This is a genomic window from Sphaerisporangium sp. NPDC004334, assembly GCF_053602655.1.
The window spans coordinates 64,042-79,568 of the sequence record NZ_JBSGDZ010000005.1 but is presented as its reverse complement, the minus strand read 5'-3'; the positions used below and the strand labels follow the sequence as shown (position 1 = coordinate 79,568).

13 protein-coding genes are annotated in these 15,527 nt (G+C 72.4%); 7 read left to right on the top strand and 6 right to left on the bottom strand.

The window, feature by feature from the left end; all coding sequences use genetic code 11:
• Window positions 1-55 precede the first annotated feature (55 nt).
• The gene (locus tag ACWEN6_RS07560) at window positions 56-910 is read left to right on the top strand and encodes a hypothetical protein (RefSeq protein ID WP_452569438.1); all 855 of its coding nucleotides are present in this window, start codon (window positions 56-58) and stop codon (window positions 908-910) included.
• A gap of 203 nt (window positions 911-1,113) precedes the next feature.
• On the top strand, window positions 1,114-3,249 hold the full coding sequence (locus ACWEN6_RS07555; RefSeq protein WP_452569437.1) for a tetratricopeptide repeat protein: 2,136 nt from the start codon (window positions 1,114-1,116) through the stop codon (window positions 3,247-3,249).
• Between the two features lie 64 nt (window positions 3,250-3,313).
• Here the strand turns inward: ACWEN6_RS07555 and ACWEN6_RS07550 are convergent, their stop codons facing one another.
• From ACWEN6_RS07550 to ACWEN6_RS07540, 3 genes are all read right to left on the bottom strand, one after another.
• The gene (locus ACWEN6_RS07550; protein ID WP_452569436.1) at window positions 3,314-4,375 is read right to left on the bottom strand and encodes a carbohydrate kinase family protein; all 1,062 of its coding nucleotides are present in this window, start codon (window positions 4,373-4,375) and stop codon (window positions 3,314-3,316) included.
• Window positions 4,372-5,028 carry a hypothetical protein gene (locus ACWEN6_RS07545; protein WP_452569435.1) on the bottom strand — a complete coding sequence of 219 codons (657 nt, stop codon included), beginning with the start codon at window positions 5,026-5,028 and terminating at the stop codon, window positions 4,372-4,374. The genes ACWEN6_RS07550 and ACWEN6_RS07545 overlap by 4 nt, the downstream gene beginning before the upstream one ends.
• Before the next feature lie 70 nt (window positions 5,029-5,098).
• Window positions 5,099-6,547, bottom strand: a complete 1,449-nt coding sequence (locus ACWEN6_RS07540) for a hypothetical protein (protein ID WP_452569434.1) — start codon at window positions 6,545-6,547, stop codon at window positions 5,099-5,101.
• Window positions 6,548-6,832: 285 nt separating this feature from the next.
• On the opposite strand from ACWEN6_RS07540, the gene ACWEN6_RS07535 reads away from it, so the two are divergent.
• Window positions 6,833-9,979: an AfsR/SARP family transcriptional regulator gene (locus ACWEN6_RS07535; RefSeq protein ID WP_452569433.1), complete on the top strand. Its 3,147-nt coding sequence runs from the start codon at window positions 6,833-6,835 to the stop codon at window positions 9,977-9,979.
• 475 nt (window positions 9,980-10,454) lie between these two features.
• Here ACWEN6_RS07535 and ACWEN6_RS07530 read toward each other — a convergent pair whose 3' ends face one another.
• Window positions 10,455-11,360: a sigma-70 family RNA polymerase sigma factor gene (locus tag ACWEN6_RS07530; protein WP_452569432.1), complete on the bottom strand. Its 906-nt coding sequence runs from the start codon at window positions 11,358-11,360 to the stop codon at window positions 10,455-10,457.
• 218 nt (window positions 11,361-11,578) lie between these two features.
• Between ACWEN6_RS07530 and ACWEN6_RS07525 the strand changes: the two genes are divergently transcribed.
• Both ACWEN6_RS07525 and ACWEN6_RS07520 read left to right on the top strand, forming a co-directional pair.
• The gene (locus ACWEN6_RS07525) at window positions 11,579-11,935 is read left to right on the top strand and encodes a DoxX family protein (RefSeq protein ID WP_452569431.1); all 357 of its coding nucleotides are present in this window, start codon (window positions 11,579-11,581) and stop codon (window positions 11,933-11,935) included.
• Between the two features lie 242 nt (window positions 11,936-12,177).
• Complete coding sequence (locus tag ACWEN6_RS07520; protein ID WP_452569430.1) at window positions 12,178-12,891, top strand: SDR family NAD(P)-dependent oxidoreductase; 714 nt, start codon at window positions 12,178-12,180, stop codon at window positions 12,889-12,891.
• A gap of 167 nt (window positions 12,892-13,058) precedes the next feature.
• Here the strand turns inward: ACWEN6_RS07520 and ACWEN6_RS07515 are convergent, their stop codons facing one another.
• Together ACWEN6_RS07515 and ACWEN6_RS07510 are read right to left on the bottom strand one after the other, a co-directional pair.
• Window positions 13,059-13,679, bottom strand: a complete 621-nt coding sequence (locus tag ACWEN6_RS07515) for a TetR/AcrR family transcriptional regulator (RefSeq protein ID WP_452569429.1) — start codon at window positions 13,677-13,679, stop codon at window positions 13,059-13,061.
• A 95-nt stretch (window positions 13,680-13,774) separates the two neighbouring features.
• A complete protein-coding gene (locus ACWEN6_RS07510; protein ID WP_452569428.1) occupies window positions 13,775-14,236 on the bottom strand; it encodes a nuclear transport factor 2 family protein in 462 nt (153 codons plus the stop codon).
• An 89-nt stretch (window positions 14,237-14,325) separates the two neighbouring features.
• Between ACWEN6_RS07510 and ACWEN6_RS07505 the strand changes: the two genes are divergently transcribed.
• Both ACWEN6_RS07505 and ACWEN6_RS07500 read left to right on the top strand, forming a co-directional pair.
• Window positions 14,326-15,045, top strand: coding sequence for a TetR/AcrR family transcriptional regulator (locus ACWEN6_RS07505; protein WP_452569631.1), 720 nt, complete (start codon window positions 14,326-14,328; stop codon window positions 15,043-15,045).
• Window positions 15,020-15,526: a GNAT family N-acetyltransferase gene (locus ACWEN6_RS07500; protein WP_452569427.1), complete on the top strand. Its 507-nt coding sequence runs from the start codon at window positions 15,020-15,022 to the stop codon at window positions 15,524-15,526. The genes ACWEN6_RS07505 and ACWEN6_RS07500 overlap by 26 nt, the downstream gene beginning before the upstream one ends.
• The last annotated feature ends 1 nt before the right edge of the window (window position 15,527 follow it).

Sequence of the window (15,527 nt, the reverse complement as noted above, 5' to 3'; positions counted from 1 at the left end):
GTCGGCGACCGACGGTTTTCCGATGGACGCCTAGCGGCACTGGAGCGACTGATCCGTGAGCGAGTACCAGTACTACGAGTTCGTGGCGATCGACCGCCCGCTGACCGACGACGAGCGAGCGGAGGTGCACTCCATCTCCCCCGATGCCCGGGTCACCTCGACGACCTTCGCCGACGACGACGCCTCCGGAGAGTTCGGCGGAGACCCGGCGCTGATGATGGAGCGGTACTACGACGCCCACGTGTACGTCGCCGACTGGGGCGCCGCCCAGGTGATGCTGCGCATCCCCGGCAAGCTGCTCGGCATCGACGCCGTGGAGCCCTACCTCCTCGACGAGCGGGTCGAGGCGTGGGTCGCGGGTGAGCACCTCATCCTCGACTTCCGGAGCGAGGACGAGGACGCCGACCCGATCGAGGCCCCTGACCGCCTGCTCCCGGCCATGGCCGGCCTCCGCGCCGAACTCGCCTCCGGCGACCTGCGGCCGCTGTACCTGGCCTGGCTGGCCGCCATCGGCGCCTGGGAGCGCGACGAGGACGCCTTCGACGAGGAGATGGAGGACGAGCAGGAACCCCCCGTCCCCCCGGGCATGGCCTCGCTCACCCCGGCCCAGCGGGCCCTGGCCGACTTCCTGCGCCTGGACGCCGACCTGCTCGCGACCGCCGCGACGGCGAGCCCCGAGCCGCCGTCCGGCCGGGACGACCCGCTGACCGCGTGGCTCGAAGAGCTGCCGGAGCAGGACAAGAACGCCCTTCTCCTGCGCGCCGTGCGCGGCGACGCCGACCGTGTGCGCATGGAGGTGCTCCACCGCTTCCGCGAGCGGACGCCGCTCCGTCCCCAAGCCTCGGACGACCTGCTCCGCCGCACCGTCGCCCAGCTCCTGGACGCCACCGCGGCGCGGCGCTCCGGGTAGGGCCGACGCGGCGGCCCGCGGGACGTCCGTCGCCGCTGTCCCCCGGAACCGATCGCGCGATCGGCCTTGACGGGGTGTTCGGGCGCGAGCAAGCATGGAAGTCCGGTTCGTGCCGACAGGGAGACGGTCATCCGCTGGCTTCGGAGTTCTCGCCGGTCATCACGATGCTCCATTTTTTCAGCCGATTCGCCGAAATCCCCGATATGCCGGGTCTTCTGGGTACCGGCGGCATCATGAACGGCGGTCCCGGCGACGACGAGGTGCGTGACGGTCACGTCAACGACGTCAGCGGGTCGCTCACGGGGCCGCTCGTCCAGGCCCGCGAGATCCACGGCGGCATCCGGGTCCACCACGGGTTCGAGCCGCTTCCCCCGCCGTTCCAGCTCCCCCCGGCCGGCATTCTGGTCGACCGGGGGGAGGCGCTGGCCGCTCTCGACTCGGTCCGCATGGACGACCGGGCGGCCGGGGCGCCCAGGGTCGCCGTGCTGAGTGGCCCGGCCGGCATCGGCAAGACGGCCGTGGCGCTGCACTGGGCGCACCGCGAGCGTCGGGCGTTCCCTGACGGCCAGCTGTACGCCGACCTGCGCGGGCACGCGGAGGGCGAGCCTGTCGAGCCGACGGAGGTCCTCGGCCGGTTCATCCGGGCGTTCGGCATCTCCCCCGAACGCATCCCGGCCGACGCCGCCGAACGTGCGGCGCTTTACCAGTCCCTCGTCAGCGGACGCCGCATCGTCGTCGTCCTGGACGATGTGCTCTCCGCCGCCCAGGTCGGTCCGCTGCTGCCCGCCTCGGCGGCAGGCATGGCCGTCGTCACCAGCCGGTGGCGGCTGGCCGGGCTGCTGATGCGCGGCGCCCGCGGCGTCCGGCTCGAGCGCCTCAGCACCGAGGGGGCGCTGGACCTGCTGCGGCGGACCCTCGGCGACGACCGCGCCGAACGGGAGCCGGATGCCGTCCGCGAGCTGGCCGAGCTGTGCTCGGGGTTCCCGCTCGCGCTGTGCGTGGCGGGGGCGCGGCTCGCGGCCCGGCCGGGCTGGGACCTGGCCGAGATGGCGGACGCGCTGCGCCACGAGAGGCGGCGCCTGAACGCGCTGTCCGTGGAGGAGGACATCACGATCCGGGCCACCTTGACGCTGTCCTACCGCGGCCTCAGCCCGCCGGAGGCCGCGCGCGTCTACCGGCTGCTGGGGCTGTTCCCCGGCCCGACGTTCGACAGCCGGGCCGCCGCCGCCACGGTGGGGCTCCCACGTGCGCGCACCCGGCACCTGCTCGGGGTGCTGGTCGACGCGAACCTGCTGGACGACGTCCCCGGCGGGCACTACCGGTTCCACGACCTGACCCTGCTCCACGCGCGGGAGACGGCCGAGGAGGTCGACGCCCCGGCCGTGCGCGAAGAGACCGTTCGGCGGGCGCTGGACTGGTTCCTGCACGCCGCCTTCGCCGCGAGCGGCGCCGTCCTGCCGTACCGGCGCCTGTCCGCGCCGGAGCCGGCCTACCCGCCGGCGGAGCCCCCGGCCTTCACCGGCCGCGACGAGGCCCTGGACTGGCTGGAGAACGAGTTCGCCAACGTGCGGGCCGCCGCGCGCGCGGCCTTCGAGCTGGGAGCGTTCCAGACGGCGTGGCAGATCGTCGACGCGATCTGGCCGCTGTTCCTCTACCGGGGCCACCGCGCCGAGCGGCTCGCGGTGGACCGGCTCGGGCTGGAGGCCGCCCGAGCCTGCTCCGACGTCCGGGCCGAGGCGAAGATGCTCAACCGCACGGGGCTGGCGCTGCGCGACCTCGGCCGGCTGGAGGAGGCGGCCGAGGACTTCCGCGAGGCGCTGCGCATCTGGCGGCGGCTCGGCGACGCGCAGCGCGTCGCGGGCAGCCTGCGGCGGCTCGGGCTGGTGGAGCGGGACCTGGGGCACCTCGACAGGGCCCTCACCTTGTTCGGCGAGGTCCTGGAACGCCACCGCTCGCTGGGCGAGTCCCGCAAGGCGGCTCTCACGCTGTGCGACATCGGCGAGACGCTGATCGCCAAGGGCCGGGCGGCGGAGGCGGTCGCGCCGCTGACCGAGGCCCTGCACCTGCTGACGGCGCAGGCCGACCCGCACAACGAGGCGCGTGCGCTCATCCTGCTGGGGCGCGCCGATGCCGCGGACGGGGGCGCCGCGGCCCGTCTGCTGACCCGAGGTCTGCGCCTCATGCGCGACATCGGCTCGGCCACCGGTGAGCTCCAGGCGCTGCGGGCGCTGGGCGACCTCGCGCTCTCGGAGGGACGGACCGACGACGCACGGCGCTACCGGGAAGAGGCCCGGCAGGTCGCCGAACGCACCGGCACAGGACCGGATCCGACCGGGTGACCGGACCGCGCTCCGCCGTCCGGACCGCACCTCGGCCAAGGCCGGTCCGCGCGGCCCTGGCGGATCAGTCCCAGCGCCCGTCGTCCCAGCGCCCGGTCGTGGCGCGGGGTGGGTGCGCCCGTGCCAGCTCCGCCAGTTCGGCGCCGGTCAGACATGCCGCGACCGGCAGCCGATGGCCGATCTTCCAGCCCGCGTACGCCACGGCCGTCCGCAGGGCACGTGACGGGTCGCGCGTGCGCAGCCAGACGCGCAGGAACGCCGCGAAAAGCGCGTCGCCCGCCCCCGAGGTGTTGACCACCTCCCCCGGCACGACCGCCTCTACCCGGAACAGTCGCCCGTCGCGGGTGCCCAGCACCGCTCCGCGCGCCCCCAGGCCCACGCACGCGAGCCGACACCCCGGGTAACATCCGAACAGGCGCCGCAGCCAAATCTCGGGCGGGCAGGGAAGTCGCTCGTGGCTGCAGAAGACGATGTCGGCGGCCTGGAGCCAGGGCCGGTTGTACTCATCGGCCGGATCCGCGATGAGGTGCGCGTCCACCGCGATGGGCACGCCGAGCCGGGCCGCCCGGGCGACCAGCGGGCGGACGAACTTGGCGTTGGTCAGCACGAGCAGATCGGCGTCACCCGCCGCCGCCCGCACCTTCGCGAAGGGATAGCGCACGTCGTTCACCGGCGTGAGGTGCGGCAGGCCCATGCGGCTGCCGTCCGGCGCCACCAGGGCGACTCCCATGGACGACTCCTCTCCGTCCACCACACCGGGACCGAGCAACCCGCGCCGGTCCAGTTCCGCGCGTATCCCGACTCCGGCGGCGTCGCGGCCGACGACCGTGCAGAGGCGGACGTCCTCCCCCAGCGCGTGCAGGACCTGGGCGATGTGGCCGGCCGCGCCGGAGACGCCGGCGGCCGTCCATCGGGGCGTGCACTTGGAGGCGTAGGCCAGCGGGAACTCCGGCACCCCGACCGACAGATAGAAGCTCACCGCCCCCGCGACCACGATGCGCCGCGGCGCCTGTTCACCTCGCGGCCCGGCCGTGCCGCTCCGCGGCGCGGCCTCGCCCGCCGGTTCGGGCCGCGTGCGCCGCCGCGCCGCCGCGTCCCCCGCCGCGTCCCCCGCCCCGGCTGTCACCTCGCCCTCCCTGCGCACGCGGAAGAGGCGGCGGTGAGCGTGATCTGAGCCCGGCCCGCGACCTCCAGCGAACCCGGCTCCCCGGCCCGCGACCCGGCGTACCGGCCGTGCAACACCGAGGCCGTGCTCAGGCAGCTCAGCGGCAGGCCGGCGACCAGCCATCCGTACAGGAACGATCCGTAGACGGCGGGCCCGGGATCGGCCCCGACCGACGCCTGACCGGCCGCCTCGGCGATCTGGACCAGCCGTCCGTCCCGCAGACCGGCGAGGCAGCCGCGTCGCCGCCGGCCGGTCGCGACCTCGCACCCCGGGTACCGGTCGAGGATGCGCGTCACCCGGTGCGCGGCGAACGGACCCACCCGCCGCCTCGCCCCCACCACCACGTCGGCGACGTTGTTCCAGCCTTCTCCCGCACCGTCGTCCAGATGCACGACAACGTGGACGCCCTCGGTGACGAGCGTGCCCCGCGGCATCGCGCGTAAGCTCCGCGAGCCGGTGAACAGCATCAGATGAGGGTCGCGAAGCGGGCCCTCGCGCGGAAGCACCAGCACCGCCGGCGCCCGTGGCTCCGCCACCGGGGCCGGGCACGCACGACTCATCCGGAACGCCTCCTGCAGCCGGAACAGATGAACACCGACCAGCTTCTCCAGCACGACCGCCTCCTTGGACTGACGAATGGCCGCCCCCACCGCTCGCATCCGGCGAAGGTGAGGTGCCCGCGGGCTAGGCACGGCGCCGGCCGCGCGTCCACCAGCGCGTCGCGGGGTCCGCCTGCACGGGCCGGGCGCCGATGTCACCGGGACGATCCGCGCAGTGCGCGCACCCGGAGGGGCGCTCGCCCGGCGACCGGCCCTCCCACGGGTCGCGGACCTGCCAGGGCCACCTGCCCAGGAGGTACGGCACCGCCGCCGGTGACGGCGCGGTGATGGCCGCGGGCTGCCGCAGGCCCAGCAGCCGGTACATCAGCCGGCGCATGTTGCGGTCGAAGTGCCCGGGCTCCGAGGTGATGCGCGCGACCACGCCGTCGTACCGGCCGCCGCGCGTCTCCTCCACCGCCGCCGCCAGTTGCTCGTGCAGCGGCCGATCCAGGGACAGCCGGGGCGCGACGGCGGCCAGTTCGCCGGCCGGGGAGGCCGGGTCGACACCGGCGTCGGAGAACTCCGCGAGCAGCACCGGGACGCCCGCGACGGTCCCGTACGCCGTCGCCGACCCGTGGTCGCCGATGATCACGTCCGCCGCGGCGATCACCCCGCGCCAGTCGGCGTCGGGCGGCACCAGCCCGAGTCCCTGCCGCAGGCCGTCGGCGAGCCAGGTGCGCACCTGCCGGCTCCCGTGCCCGGACCAGACGTTCGGGTGCAGAAGCCCCACGACACGGAACCGGCAGGACGGCAGTTCGGCGGCCAGCCGGGACAGCAGCTCGGACCGGCGCCCGAACAGGGACGCCGTCCCCCAGGTCGAGGTGACCACGACGAGGGTGTGGCCGGGGCCGACGGCGAGGGCCCGGCGGTAGGCGTCACGATGCGGCAGGCTGGCTCTCAGCCGGTCGAAAGACGGGTCGCCGACCACGGTGGCCGCGGGCATCGCCTCCGGGCAGGAGCGGCCCAGAGTCCCGAGGTCGGCCTCGTGCGGCAGAACGATCGCGGCCGGGACGACGGCGCCGTCGTACATCAGACGCTGGCGGTCCAGCCCGTACACGACGGACCCGCCATGAGCCGCGGGTGCCTCACCCCCGTACACGACGGACTCGCCGTCGGCGGCCGATCCGTCGACCCCGTACACGACGGACCCGCCGTCGGCCGCGGGTCCGCCCGTCGCGTACGAGACGGTGCCGCCGCCGATGACGCGCAGGCCGGGGCGGCCGCGTACCCGCTTGGTGAAGCCCGCGCCGTGCGGCATGACGACCAGCGGGGTGTGGAGCTCGTGGATCGCGCCCAGGCTCGCGGCGAGCGCGAGGTCGAACCGCTGGCGGGTCGCCTGCTCCCAGGGGACACGCAGCGCGCCCAAGCCGTCGAGGAACTCGGCCGCCCCGTCGCCGAACACGTCGGGCGCCGTCGTGTACACCACCTGAACGCGCAGGTCCGGCTCGATCAGCCGCACGGCCTCCAGCAGCCGCTGCCCCGAGGTCACCGTGTGCACGACCGCGAGGACCGCCTTGCAGTTCGGACGGGTCACCCACCTGTCGGCGTCGAGCCCGATCGGAACCCGACGCCATTGCTGACCAGACATTCGGTTCGCGTCTCCCCCTCGCCGGCCACCGGAATCGGGCGAGACATCTCGCCCTCCGTCACAGACTCGGCGAGGGCCCCTGCGGAAATCCTTGCGGCGGCCCTGCGTTTTACAGGCGGCGCCACTTGCCGGCAACAGACGCTTTTACCGATCGAGGCGCATCACTGGATCGATCGGCTCGCGGGTGATATTAATCCGGACGGAGGGGCGGTGTCCCGAGAAGGGACTCGAATGGAATTTCGCATTCTCGGCCCGGTGGAGCTGTGCGTCCGAGAGCGGCGCCACGATCTCGGCTGGACCCAGGCACGGCTGGTCATGGCCGCTCTGCTGCTGACCCCAGGGCGTCCGGTCCCGATTCGCTCGCTCATCGCGAAGATATGGGACGGCGACCCGCCGACGAAGGCGGCGGCACATTTACAGAGCAGCGTCTCGCGGCTGAAGAAGCGGCTGCGGGAAATCGGCGCCGCCGCGGACGGCACGACCGGCGGCGCCCGCCTTCACCGTGTTTCCGGATCATACATATTGGAAACGGACGCCGAAAACATTGATTACCACCAGTTCCTGGGACTGCGGTCGAGGGCCCGGGCCTCCGCGGCATCGGGGGATATCGAGAACGCCTTGCGGCTGTACCGCGACGCGCAGGACCTGTGGCGCGGAGAGCCGCTGGAGGGCCTGCCGGGGAGCTGGGCGGACAACACCCGCAGGCGCCTTGAGGACGAGATGGTCGGCGGCATCGTCGAGCGGATCACGCTGGAACTCGCCCGGGGGGACCATTCCCGGCTCATTCCGGAGCTGTCGGACCTGGTGACCCGTTTTCCGCTGGACGAGACCCTCGTCGGCCTCCTCATGCGCGCGTTGTACGCCGGCGGGCGACAGGGGGACGCGCTGTCGGCCTACCGGCAGGCGCGCGAACGGCTCCACGACCAGCTCGCCGCCGAACCGGCGGCCGACCTGCGCGACCTGCACCAGCGCATTCTCCGCCACGATCCCGCGCTCGCCGTACGGTCTCGTGCCGGGCGCGCCCCGGAACACGCTCCGCCCAACGACCTGCCGCGCGACCTGCGCACCTTCACGGGACGAGCGGCCGAACTGGCGTCCCTGACCTCCGAGCGCGTGCTCGGCGGGACGGCGGTACCCGTGCTGGCCATCGACGGCATGCCGGGCGTCGGCAAGACCACGTTCGCGGTCCACCTGGCGCACCGCCTGGCCGCCAGGTACCCCGACGGGCGGGTCTACCTCGACCTGCACGGCCACAGCGCCCGCCACCAGCCACTGGATCCCGCCGCCGCCCTCGACCGCCTCCTGCGGCATCTCGGCGTGCCGGGCGACATCCCCGAGGACCTGGACGCACGTGCCGCGAAGTGGCGTAAGGAACTGGCCGGGCGCCGGCTCCTCATCGTCCTGGACGACGCCACGGGACACCAGCAGGTCCGTCCCCTGCTGCCCGGCGAGCCGGGGTGCCTGGTCATCGTCACCAGCCGTCGCAGGCTGTCCGGCCTGGAGGGCGTCGAGCCGCTGTCCTTGGACGTCCTGCCGCCCGAAGACGCCGCCGAACTCCTCCGCCGCGCCGCGGGCCCGCACCGTCCCCTCGAACCCGAGGGCGTCGCCGCCGTGACCCGGCTGTGCGGCCACCTGCCGCTGGCGATCCAGCTGGTCGGCAGCAGACTGCGCCACCACCCCGCCTGGACGGTCGCCGACCTGGCCGAACGGCTGAGCAGGGAAGGCCGGCGGCTGGCCGAGATCAGGGCCGAGAACCGGGAGATCACCGCGGCGTTCCAGCTGTCCTACGAGGGGCTGAGCGAGTTCCAGCGGCGTGGCTTCACCCGTCTCGGCTTCCATCCGGGAACCGAGATCACCGCCCACTGCGCGGCGGTGCTGCTGGAATGCCCGCTCGCCGACGCGGAGCGATTCCTGGAGGACCTGCTCGAATACCACCTGCTGGCCGAACCGCGGCCCGGCCGCCACCGCCTGCACGACCTCATCCGCGACTACGCGGTCTCGCTGGCGGAGCAGGAGCCGCAGGGCGTGCGCGCCGGGGCGGTCCGCCGCGTCCTGGACCACCACCTCTTCCTGGCCGACCGCGCGGACCGCCTGCTGTACCGGCACCGCACCCGCATCCCCGTCGGCCTGGAGGCGCCTCCACGCACCTTCCCGGACATCACGACCGCCGACCAGGCGAGGCGGTGGCTGACCACCGAGCTGGACGACCTCATCCGCCTGACCCGCTACGCCGCCGACCACGGCCACCCCCGCCACGCCGCCATGTTCGCCCACGTGCTGAGCGGCTACCTGTATTCCTGGGGTCACTGGGGTGAGGCCGTTGCGATTCACCGGAGCGCCATCGACGCCTGGCGACGGCTGGGAGACGAGCGTGGCGTCGCGCGGGCCATGACCGATCTCAGCGAGGCCCTCGGCCGTACGGGCCGTCTCGATGAGTCTCTCCGCCTGGCCACCCGGGCTTTGCGCATTCAGACCGGCCGCGAGGATAGGCAGGGCTCTGCGGAGCTCCTCGACCAGATCGGCCTGGCGCACTGGCACCGCGCCGACTTCGACGTGGCGCTGGGCCACTTCGAGCGCGCCCTCGCCCTGAAACGGGACGGCGGCGACCGCTACAGCCAGGCGGTCAGCCTGAACCACATCGCGGGCGTCGCGGAAGCCAAGGGCGACTACCGCACGGCGGCCGATCGGTTGCGCGAGGTCCTCACCTTGCACGAGGAGGACGGGGACCTTAGGGGCCGTCAGGTGGTGCTGAACAACATCGGAGAGGTGAAGTCGCGCCTCGGTGACCACCAGGCCGCCCTGCGCCACTACGAGCAGGCCGCCTCCCTGGCGATCGAAACCGCGCCCAAGGACAGGGCCATCCTGGCGCACAACATGGCCGGCGCCCTACGGCACCTCGGCCGGCATTTCGAGGCGCTGGACCGCTACCAGGAGGCCTTGCGCCTATACCGCCATCTGGGCGACCGGCGTTCTGTGGCACAGACCCTGAACAGCATCGGTTCATGCCATACGAGCATCGGCCAGGTAGAGCAGGCGCTCGCCCACCATCGCACGGCGCTGCGAATCTCGACCGAGCTTCTGGAGCGGCAGCAACAGGCGCGCGCGCTCCGCGGCCTCGGCGACGCCTCCCAGAGGGCAGGGCGCCATCAAGATGCGCTCGCCTTCTATGGCAGGGCGCTGAGCATGGCCCAGACCATCGGTGATGTCCGGGAGGAGGCCGAGATCCTCCATCAGATGGGCAGCACTCATGAGCACCTCGGTGCCCTCACCCGCGCCGACCGGCTATGGCGGCGAGCCGCGGCATTGTACGAACGTCTCGGCCTAGCCGAAGCCCGTGCCCTCCGGACTCGCATTGACGAGGGTCGACAAGCCCCCTGACTCCCGACATTTCACGCCAAGTACAGCAAACCCCGCATCCTTCACTTAGAACACATAAGTGCTGCTAGGCTCGCTTTGCGCCCCAACATCGGGCTTTACTCACCCATCCCCGTAGATTCTGAAATGACCTTACATCGCGGGCTGGGATCCACTAGGTTTGAGACCGCCCAGACAGGGCCATCTTGTCGGGCCTTAAATAGCCCTCACCTGAAGGTTGCAAATGAAAATAGCTCGAGTGCTCCAGTGGGTCGCACTGTCCTCGGCCTTCATCTGGATGACGCACGTCGCGTCGGCACTGCCGATTCCCGGCACGCTCGCCGCATAACGCGCCAGCCGGGTGGCATGAAGCCAGAAGGCACGCTGACCTCCCCGTTCCATGCCACCCCGTCACCTATTCGAGCGACGGTACAAGCACTCCTCCAAGGATACGAACAAACGGGGTCAATGACTCCCGACAGGACGCCGAGCATCGCGGCTACTCACCATCACACTCCGTTCTCGGAGGAACGACGATAGAGGTGGCGTTCAGCCGTTCTCGGTCGCCGGTGATGTCGATGAGGTGAATGACCCCAGAGTCGATGGTCAGCCGCATCACCGCTTTGAGCCGCCCGCGTGGGGCGATCACGACGCCGGGGGCGCCGTCGATCCACGCGAGGGCGGCGGCGCGGGCCCGGTAGGCGAAACGCCTCGTCTCCTCGGCCACGGCCCGGCTCCCGCTGATCTCGGTCGCCACATCGGCGGGGATCAGGAGCGGGTCGACGCGCCGGACGACGCCGGGGGCCAGCAGATCGAGCAGCGCGGGCAGGTCCCCGCCCCGGGACGCGGCGATGAACGCCTCCACGAGCGGAAAGTGCTCGGCGCCCAGGCGCCGCCCTCCGGCGCCGAGCCCGTGCACGAGCTCCCTGGCCCTGCTGGCCAGCTTCTTGGCCGCCGCCGGCGAGCGGTCGAGCACGCGGCCGATCTCCTTGAACGGGACCGCGAACAGGTCGTGCAGCACGAAGGCGACCCGTTGCGCCGGCGAGAGCCGGTCCAGGACCACCAGCAGCGCCAGGCCGACCGATTCGGCGAGCAGCACCTCCTCCTCGGCCGTCCGGGCAGCGGCCGAAACGGCGGTGACGGCCTCGACCTCGTCACCGGGCAAGGCCACCTCGCCGCGCCGCCGCCTCGCACGCAGCAGGTCCAGACACTCTCTGGCCGTGATCGTGGTGAGCCATCCGGTCAGGTTGCGGACCTCGCGCGAGTCGGCCTCGCAGGCTTTCAGCCACACCTTCTGGACGGCGTCCTCGGCGTCCGCCAAGGAACCGAGCAGCCGGTACGCGACACCCCGGAGGTGGGGCCGGGCGGCCTCGAACCGTTGGGCGAGCAATTCATGGGCGCTCACAGGTCACCTTTCCCGCGTGTAGCACGTCATGGGGGGCGACCGACCCGAACCCATGGAAATCGTATCGAGCATTGAGGAGACCGACGCCGTGACCCCGCAGCCGGCCCGCTTCACCGCCTTCCGCGAGCGGATGGCCCGATGGGCGGACGCCGCACCCGCACCGCACCCGCCGACCGTCCCCGGCGACCGCCGGCTCGGCTGAGCGGGAGGACGGACTAATGCCCACCATTCATGTGATCGTCACCGTCGTGACCATCATCGGCAACGCCGCGATGGCCGTGGCCGACTTCTCCCGTTCGCCGTTCGTGCTGGCGAACTCCGCTGAAGTGGGCGTACCGCCGCGGTCGTTGCCGCTGCTGGGCGCGCTCAAGGCGGCCGGAGCCGCCGGCCTCCTGATCGGCCTGCTCGGCGTCCCCGTCATCGGGCTCGCCGCAGCGACCGGCCTCGTCCTGTTCTTCCTGGGCGCCGTCGCCACCCATGTCCGCACCCGCGTGTTCCACAACCTCGCCTTCCCCGCCGGCTACCTGCTCCTCGCCGTCGCCACCCTCACCCTGACCCTCGCCACCTCGACGTAGCCCTCACCCCGGCCGGCCCGGCACCGGCGGCCGACGCACGGCGCGGCGCGGCGCGGCGTTTCCGTCCGCGCCGCCCCGGCCGTCGCGCGCCTTGACACGTCGCGATGTGCCGCCTACTTTCGTAGTTGACCGTTCGTCTAGTGCCGTCGATCCGCCATGACGGCACCAAGGCGGATGATCGACGATCATTCAAATAGACGACCGGTCTACTAAATCTCGTATCTCATCAAAGAAGGTCATTCATGAGCAGCCAGGGTCAGAAAGTCGCCGTCATCACCGGAGCGTCCCAGGGCATCGGCGCGGGCCTGGTCGCCGCCTACCGCAAGCTCGGTTACGCGGTCGTCGCCACCTCGCGCGGCATCGCCCCCTCCGGGGACCCGGACGTCCTCACCGTGCAGGGCGACATCGCCGACCCCGGCACCGGAGAGCGCGTCATCGCCGCGGGCGTCGCGCGGTTCGGCCGCATCGACACCCTGGTCAACAACGCCGGGTTCTTCGTCGCCAAGCCCTTCACCGAGTACACCGAGGAGGACTTCTCCTCGCTGGTCGCGGTGAACCTCGGCGGGTTCTTCCGCACCACCCAGCAGGCCCTGCCGCACATGCTGCGCCAGGGTGGCGGGCACGTCGTCCAGATCACCACCAGCCTGGTCGACCAGCCGAACTCCAGCCTGGCGTCGGCCCTGGCCTCGCTGACCAAGGGCGGGCTGCAGTCCGCCACCAAGTCCCTGGCCATCGAGTACGCGACACGCGGAGTCCGGGTCAACGCCGTCTCCCCCGGCATCATCAAGACCCCCATGCACGCCGAGGAGACCCACGGGTTCCTGTCCGGCCTGCACCCCGTGGGCCGCATGGGAGAGATCGACGACATCGCCGACGCCGTCATCTACCTGGAGAACGCGCCGTTCGTCACCGGCGAGATCCTGCACGTCGACGGCGGCCAGAACGCCGGCCACTGAGCGCACCCGCTCCTCCCGGGAGCGGTCACGGGCGCGCGGACCACACCCGGCCCACCGGAGCGGCCGGACGGGTGTGGCCGCGCGCCCGCGCGCTTCACGGGGATGCTCCGGCGGACCCCACCCGCCGGTCACGAGCGGGCCGTGCTCCGGCAGATGCCACTCGCCGGTCACGAGCGGGCCGGCGCCTCCTGCCGGGGACGGGCGCCCAGCAGCGCCAGGCAGTTCGCCCACAGCGCGTCCAGGCGGCCGGTGTTGTTGAAGAGCTTCGCGAACAGCACCTGCCCCTCCAACTGGGCCACCAGGGACCGGGCGGCGTCACGGGTGTCCGGGACGTCGACCTCGCCGCGCTCGCCGGCCTGCGCGACCACCGCCTCCACCATGTCGACCTGCGCGTCGAAGATCTCCTGCAGCCGGACGCGGATCGTCTCGGCCTGGTTGCTCAGCTCCAGGGTCAGGTTGCCGAACAGGCATCCGGACACGGTGCCGCAGGTCTGCTGGCCGGCGCGCTGCGCGGCCTCGGTGATCTCGAACAGCCGGCGCAGCCGATCGAGCGGCTCCCCGTCCCCGTCGAGGACGGCGGACCAGTCACGACGCTGGCGGCTCCAGTGCTCGCCGATGACGGCCAGCGCGAGGGCTTCCTTGGACTCGAAGAAGTAGTAGAAACTGCCCTTGGGCACCCCGGCGGCCTTGCAGATCTCGGCCACGCCCAGGGCGGAGTAGCCGCGCGACTCGATGAGCGACTGGGCGGCGGCGAGAATCCTGTCCCGCGCATCACTGGTGCGTCCCATGTCCCCAGTGTACGGCCGGTCCGCTCTAAGTAGTAGACCAGTTGACTACTTCCTTCCTCCCCCGCGGAAGAGCCCGGATGTGATCGGCCGTCAGCTCAGCTCGCAGCCGGAGCGTCCAGGGCGGCCACCATGTCCTTCAGGCGGCCTATGGCGTGGAAGGTGCCGAAGACGTCCATGTAGTCGCGCATCTCGACGATCTCGCCGCCGCGCACGCGGAACATGAGCAGCCCGGACGCCTCGAACGGCCGCCCGTCGGGCCCGGCCGTCCCCGTGCCGCGCCACTCCGCCACGATCACCTCCGGGTCGGCGGCCTCGTGCACGACCACGTCGCCGACCTCCGCCAGCCGGACCGGGCTCGCGTCCCACGCCTTGTGGTAGCCGGCGCGCACCTCCTCGCGGCCGTGGAAGCGGGCGGGGAACCCCGGCGCCCGGAACGGGAACTCGTGGACCGCGTCCACCGCGTACAGGCCGGCGAGATCGTCGGCCGATCCGGCCACCATGGCCTGCTGGTACAGGGCGAGCACGTCGCGAGGGGTGCGGTCGGACCGGGTCGTCATCGGCTGACTCCATTCGCTCTACAACCGTTGAGTCAACGACTGTAGAGCGAGACGGCGACATCGGTCAACACCGGTAGAGTCAAGCGGTGATGGACACGCCGACCAGCCGTGCCGAGCGCCGGCGCCGCTCCGAGGAGCGCATCCTCGCCGCCGCGCGCACCGTGTTCGCCGAGCGCGGCTTCGAGCGCGCCACCATCCGGGCGATCGCGTCCATGGCCGGAGTGGACCCCGCGCTGGTCATGCAGTACTTCGGCTCCAAACAGGAGCTGTTCGACCAGGCCGTGCGCATCCCCGCGATCCCGCCGCTGGACGGCGCCCTGGACGAGCTGGTCGAGGAGCTGCTGGCGAGGATCGGCATGAAGATCGGGCCGATCCCGCAGGCGTCGCTGGCCATGATGCGTTCCATGCTGACCCACCCCGAGGCCGCCGCGGGCGTGCGCGCCCGGCTCGACGAGCAGGTGGAGCAGCTCGGCCGCGCGATATCGGCGCGAGACCCCGAGCTGCGCGCCGCCCTGATGATCAGCACGATGCTCGGGGTGACCATCGCCCACCAGCTGCTCGATCTCACCGCCCTGCGCGAGGTCTCCCCCGCCCGCATCGCCGCCATCGCCCGCCCCGCCCTGATGGCCCTGACCCACCCCGACGCGAGCCTCGACACGAACTCCGGCGCGTACCCCGACACGAACTCCGGCGCGAAGCACGACGCGAACGCCGGCACGGCCTCTGAAGCGAGCACCGGCGCCCCGGTGAGGACACCTGGGGCCACCGACCACGGGGACGGACATGGCGAGCACGCGACTGACCTCTGACCGGCTTCGGCTCGACCCGCTGGCGCCGGGCGACGCCGACGAGATGGTCGAGGTGCTGGCCGGCGACGATCTCTACACCTTCATCGGCGGCTCCGCGCCCACCCTTCCGCAACTGCGCGCCCAGTACGCCCGGCAGGTCGCCGGCGGCTCCCCCGACGGTCTCCAGGAATGGCACAACTGGATCATCCGCCGGCAGGCCGACGGGCGCGCGGTGGGCTACGTCCAGGCGACGATCATGGACGACGGGCGGCGGGCCGAGATCGCCTGGGTCGTCGGTTGCGGCTGGCAGGGGCAGGGGTACGCCTCCGAGGCCGCTCGGGCCATGGTCGCCTGGCTCGGCTCCCGCGGGGTCGTCCGCGTGCAGGCGCACATCCATCCCGACCACGCCGCCTCCGCCGCCGTCGCCCACCGCGCCGGGCTCGCTCCCACCTCCCACTTCGACGACGGCGAGCAGCTCTGGCAGCACGACGCCCCACCGTGAG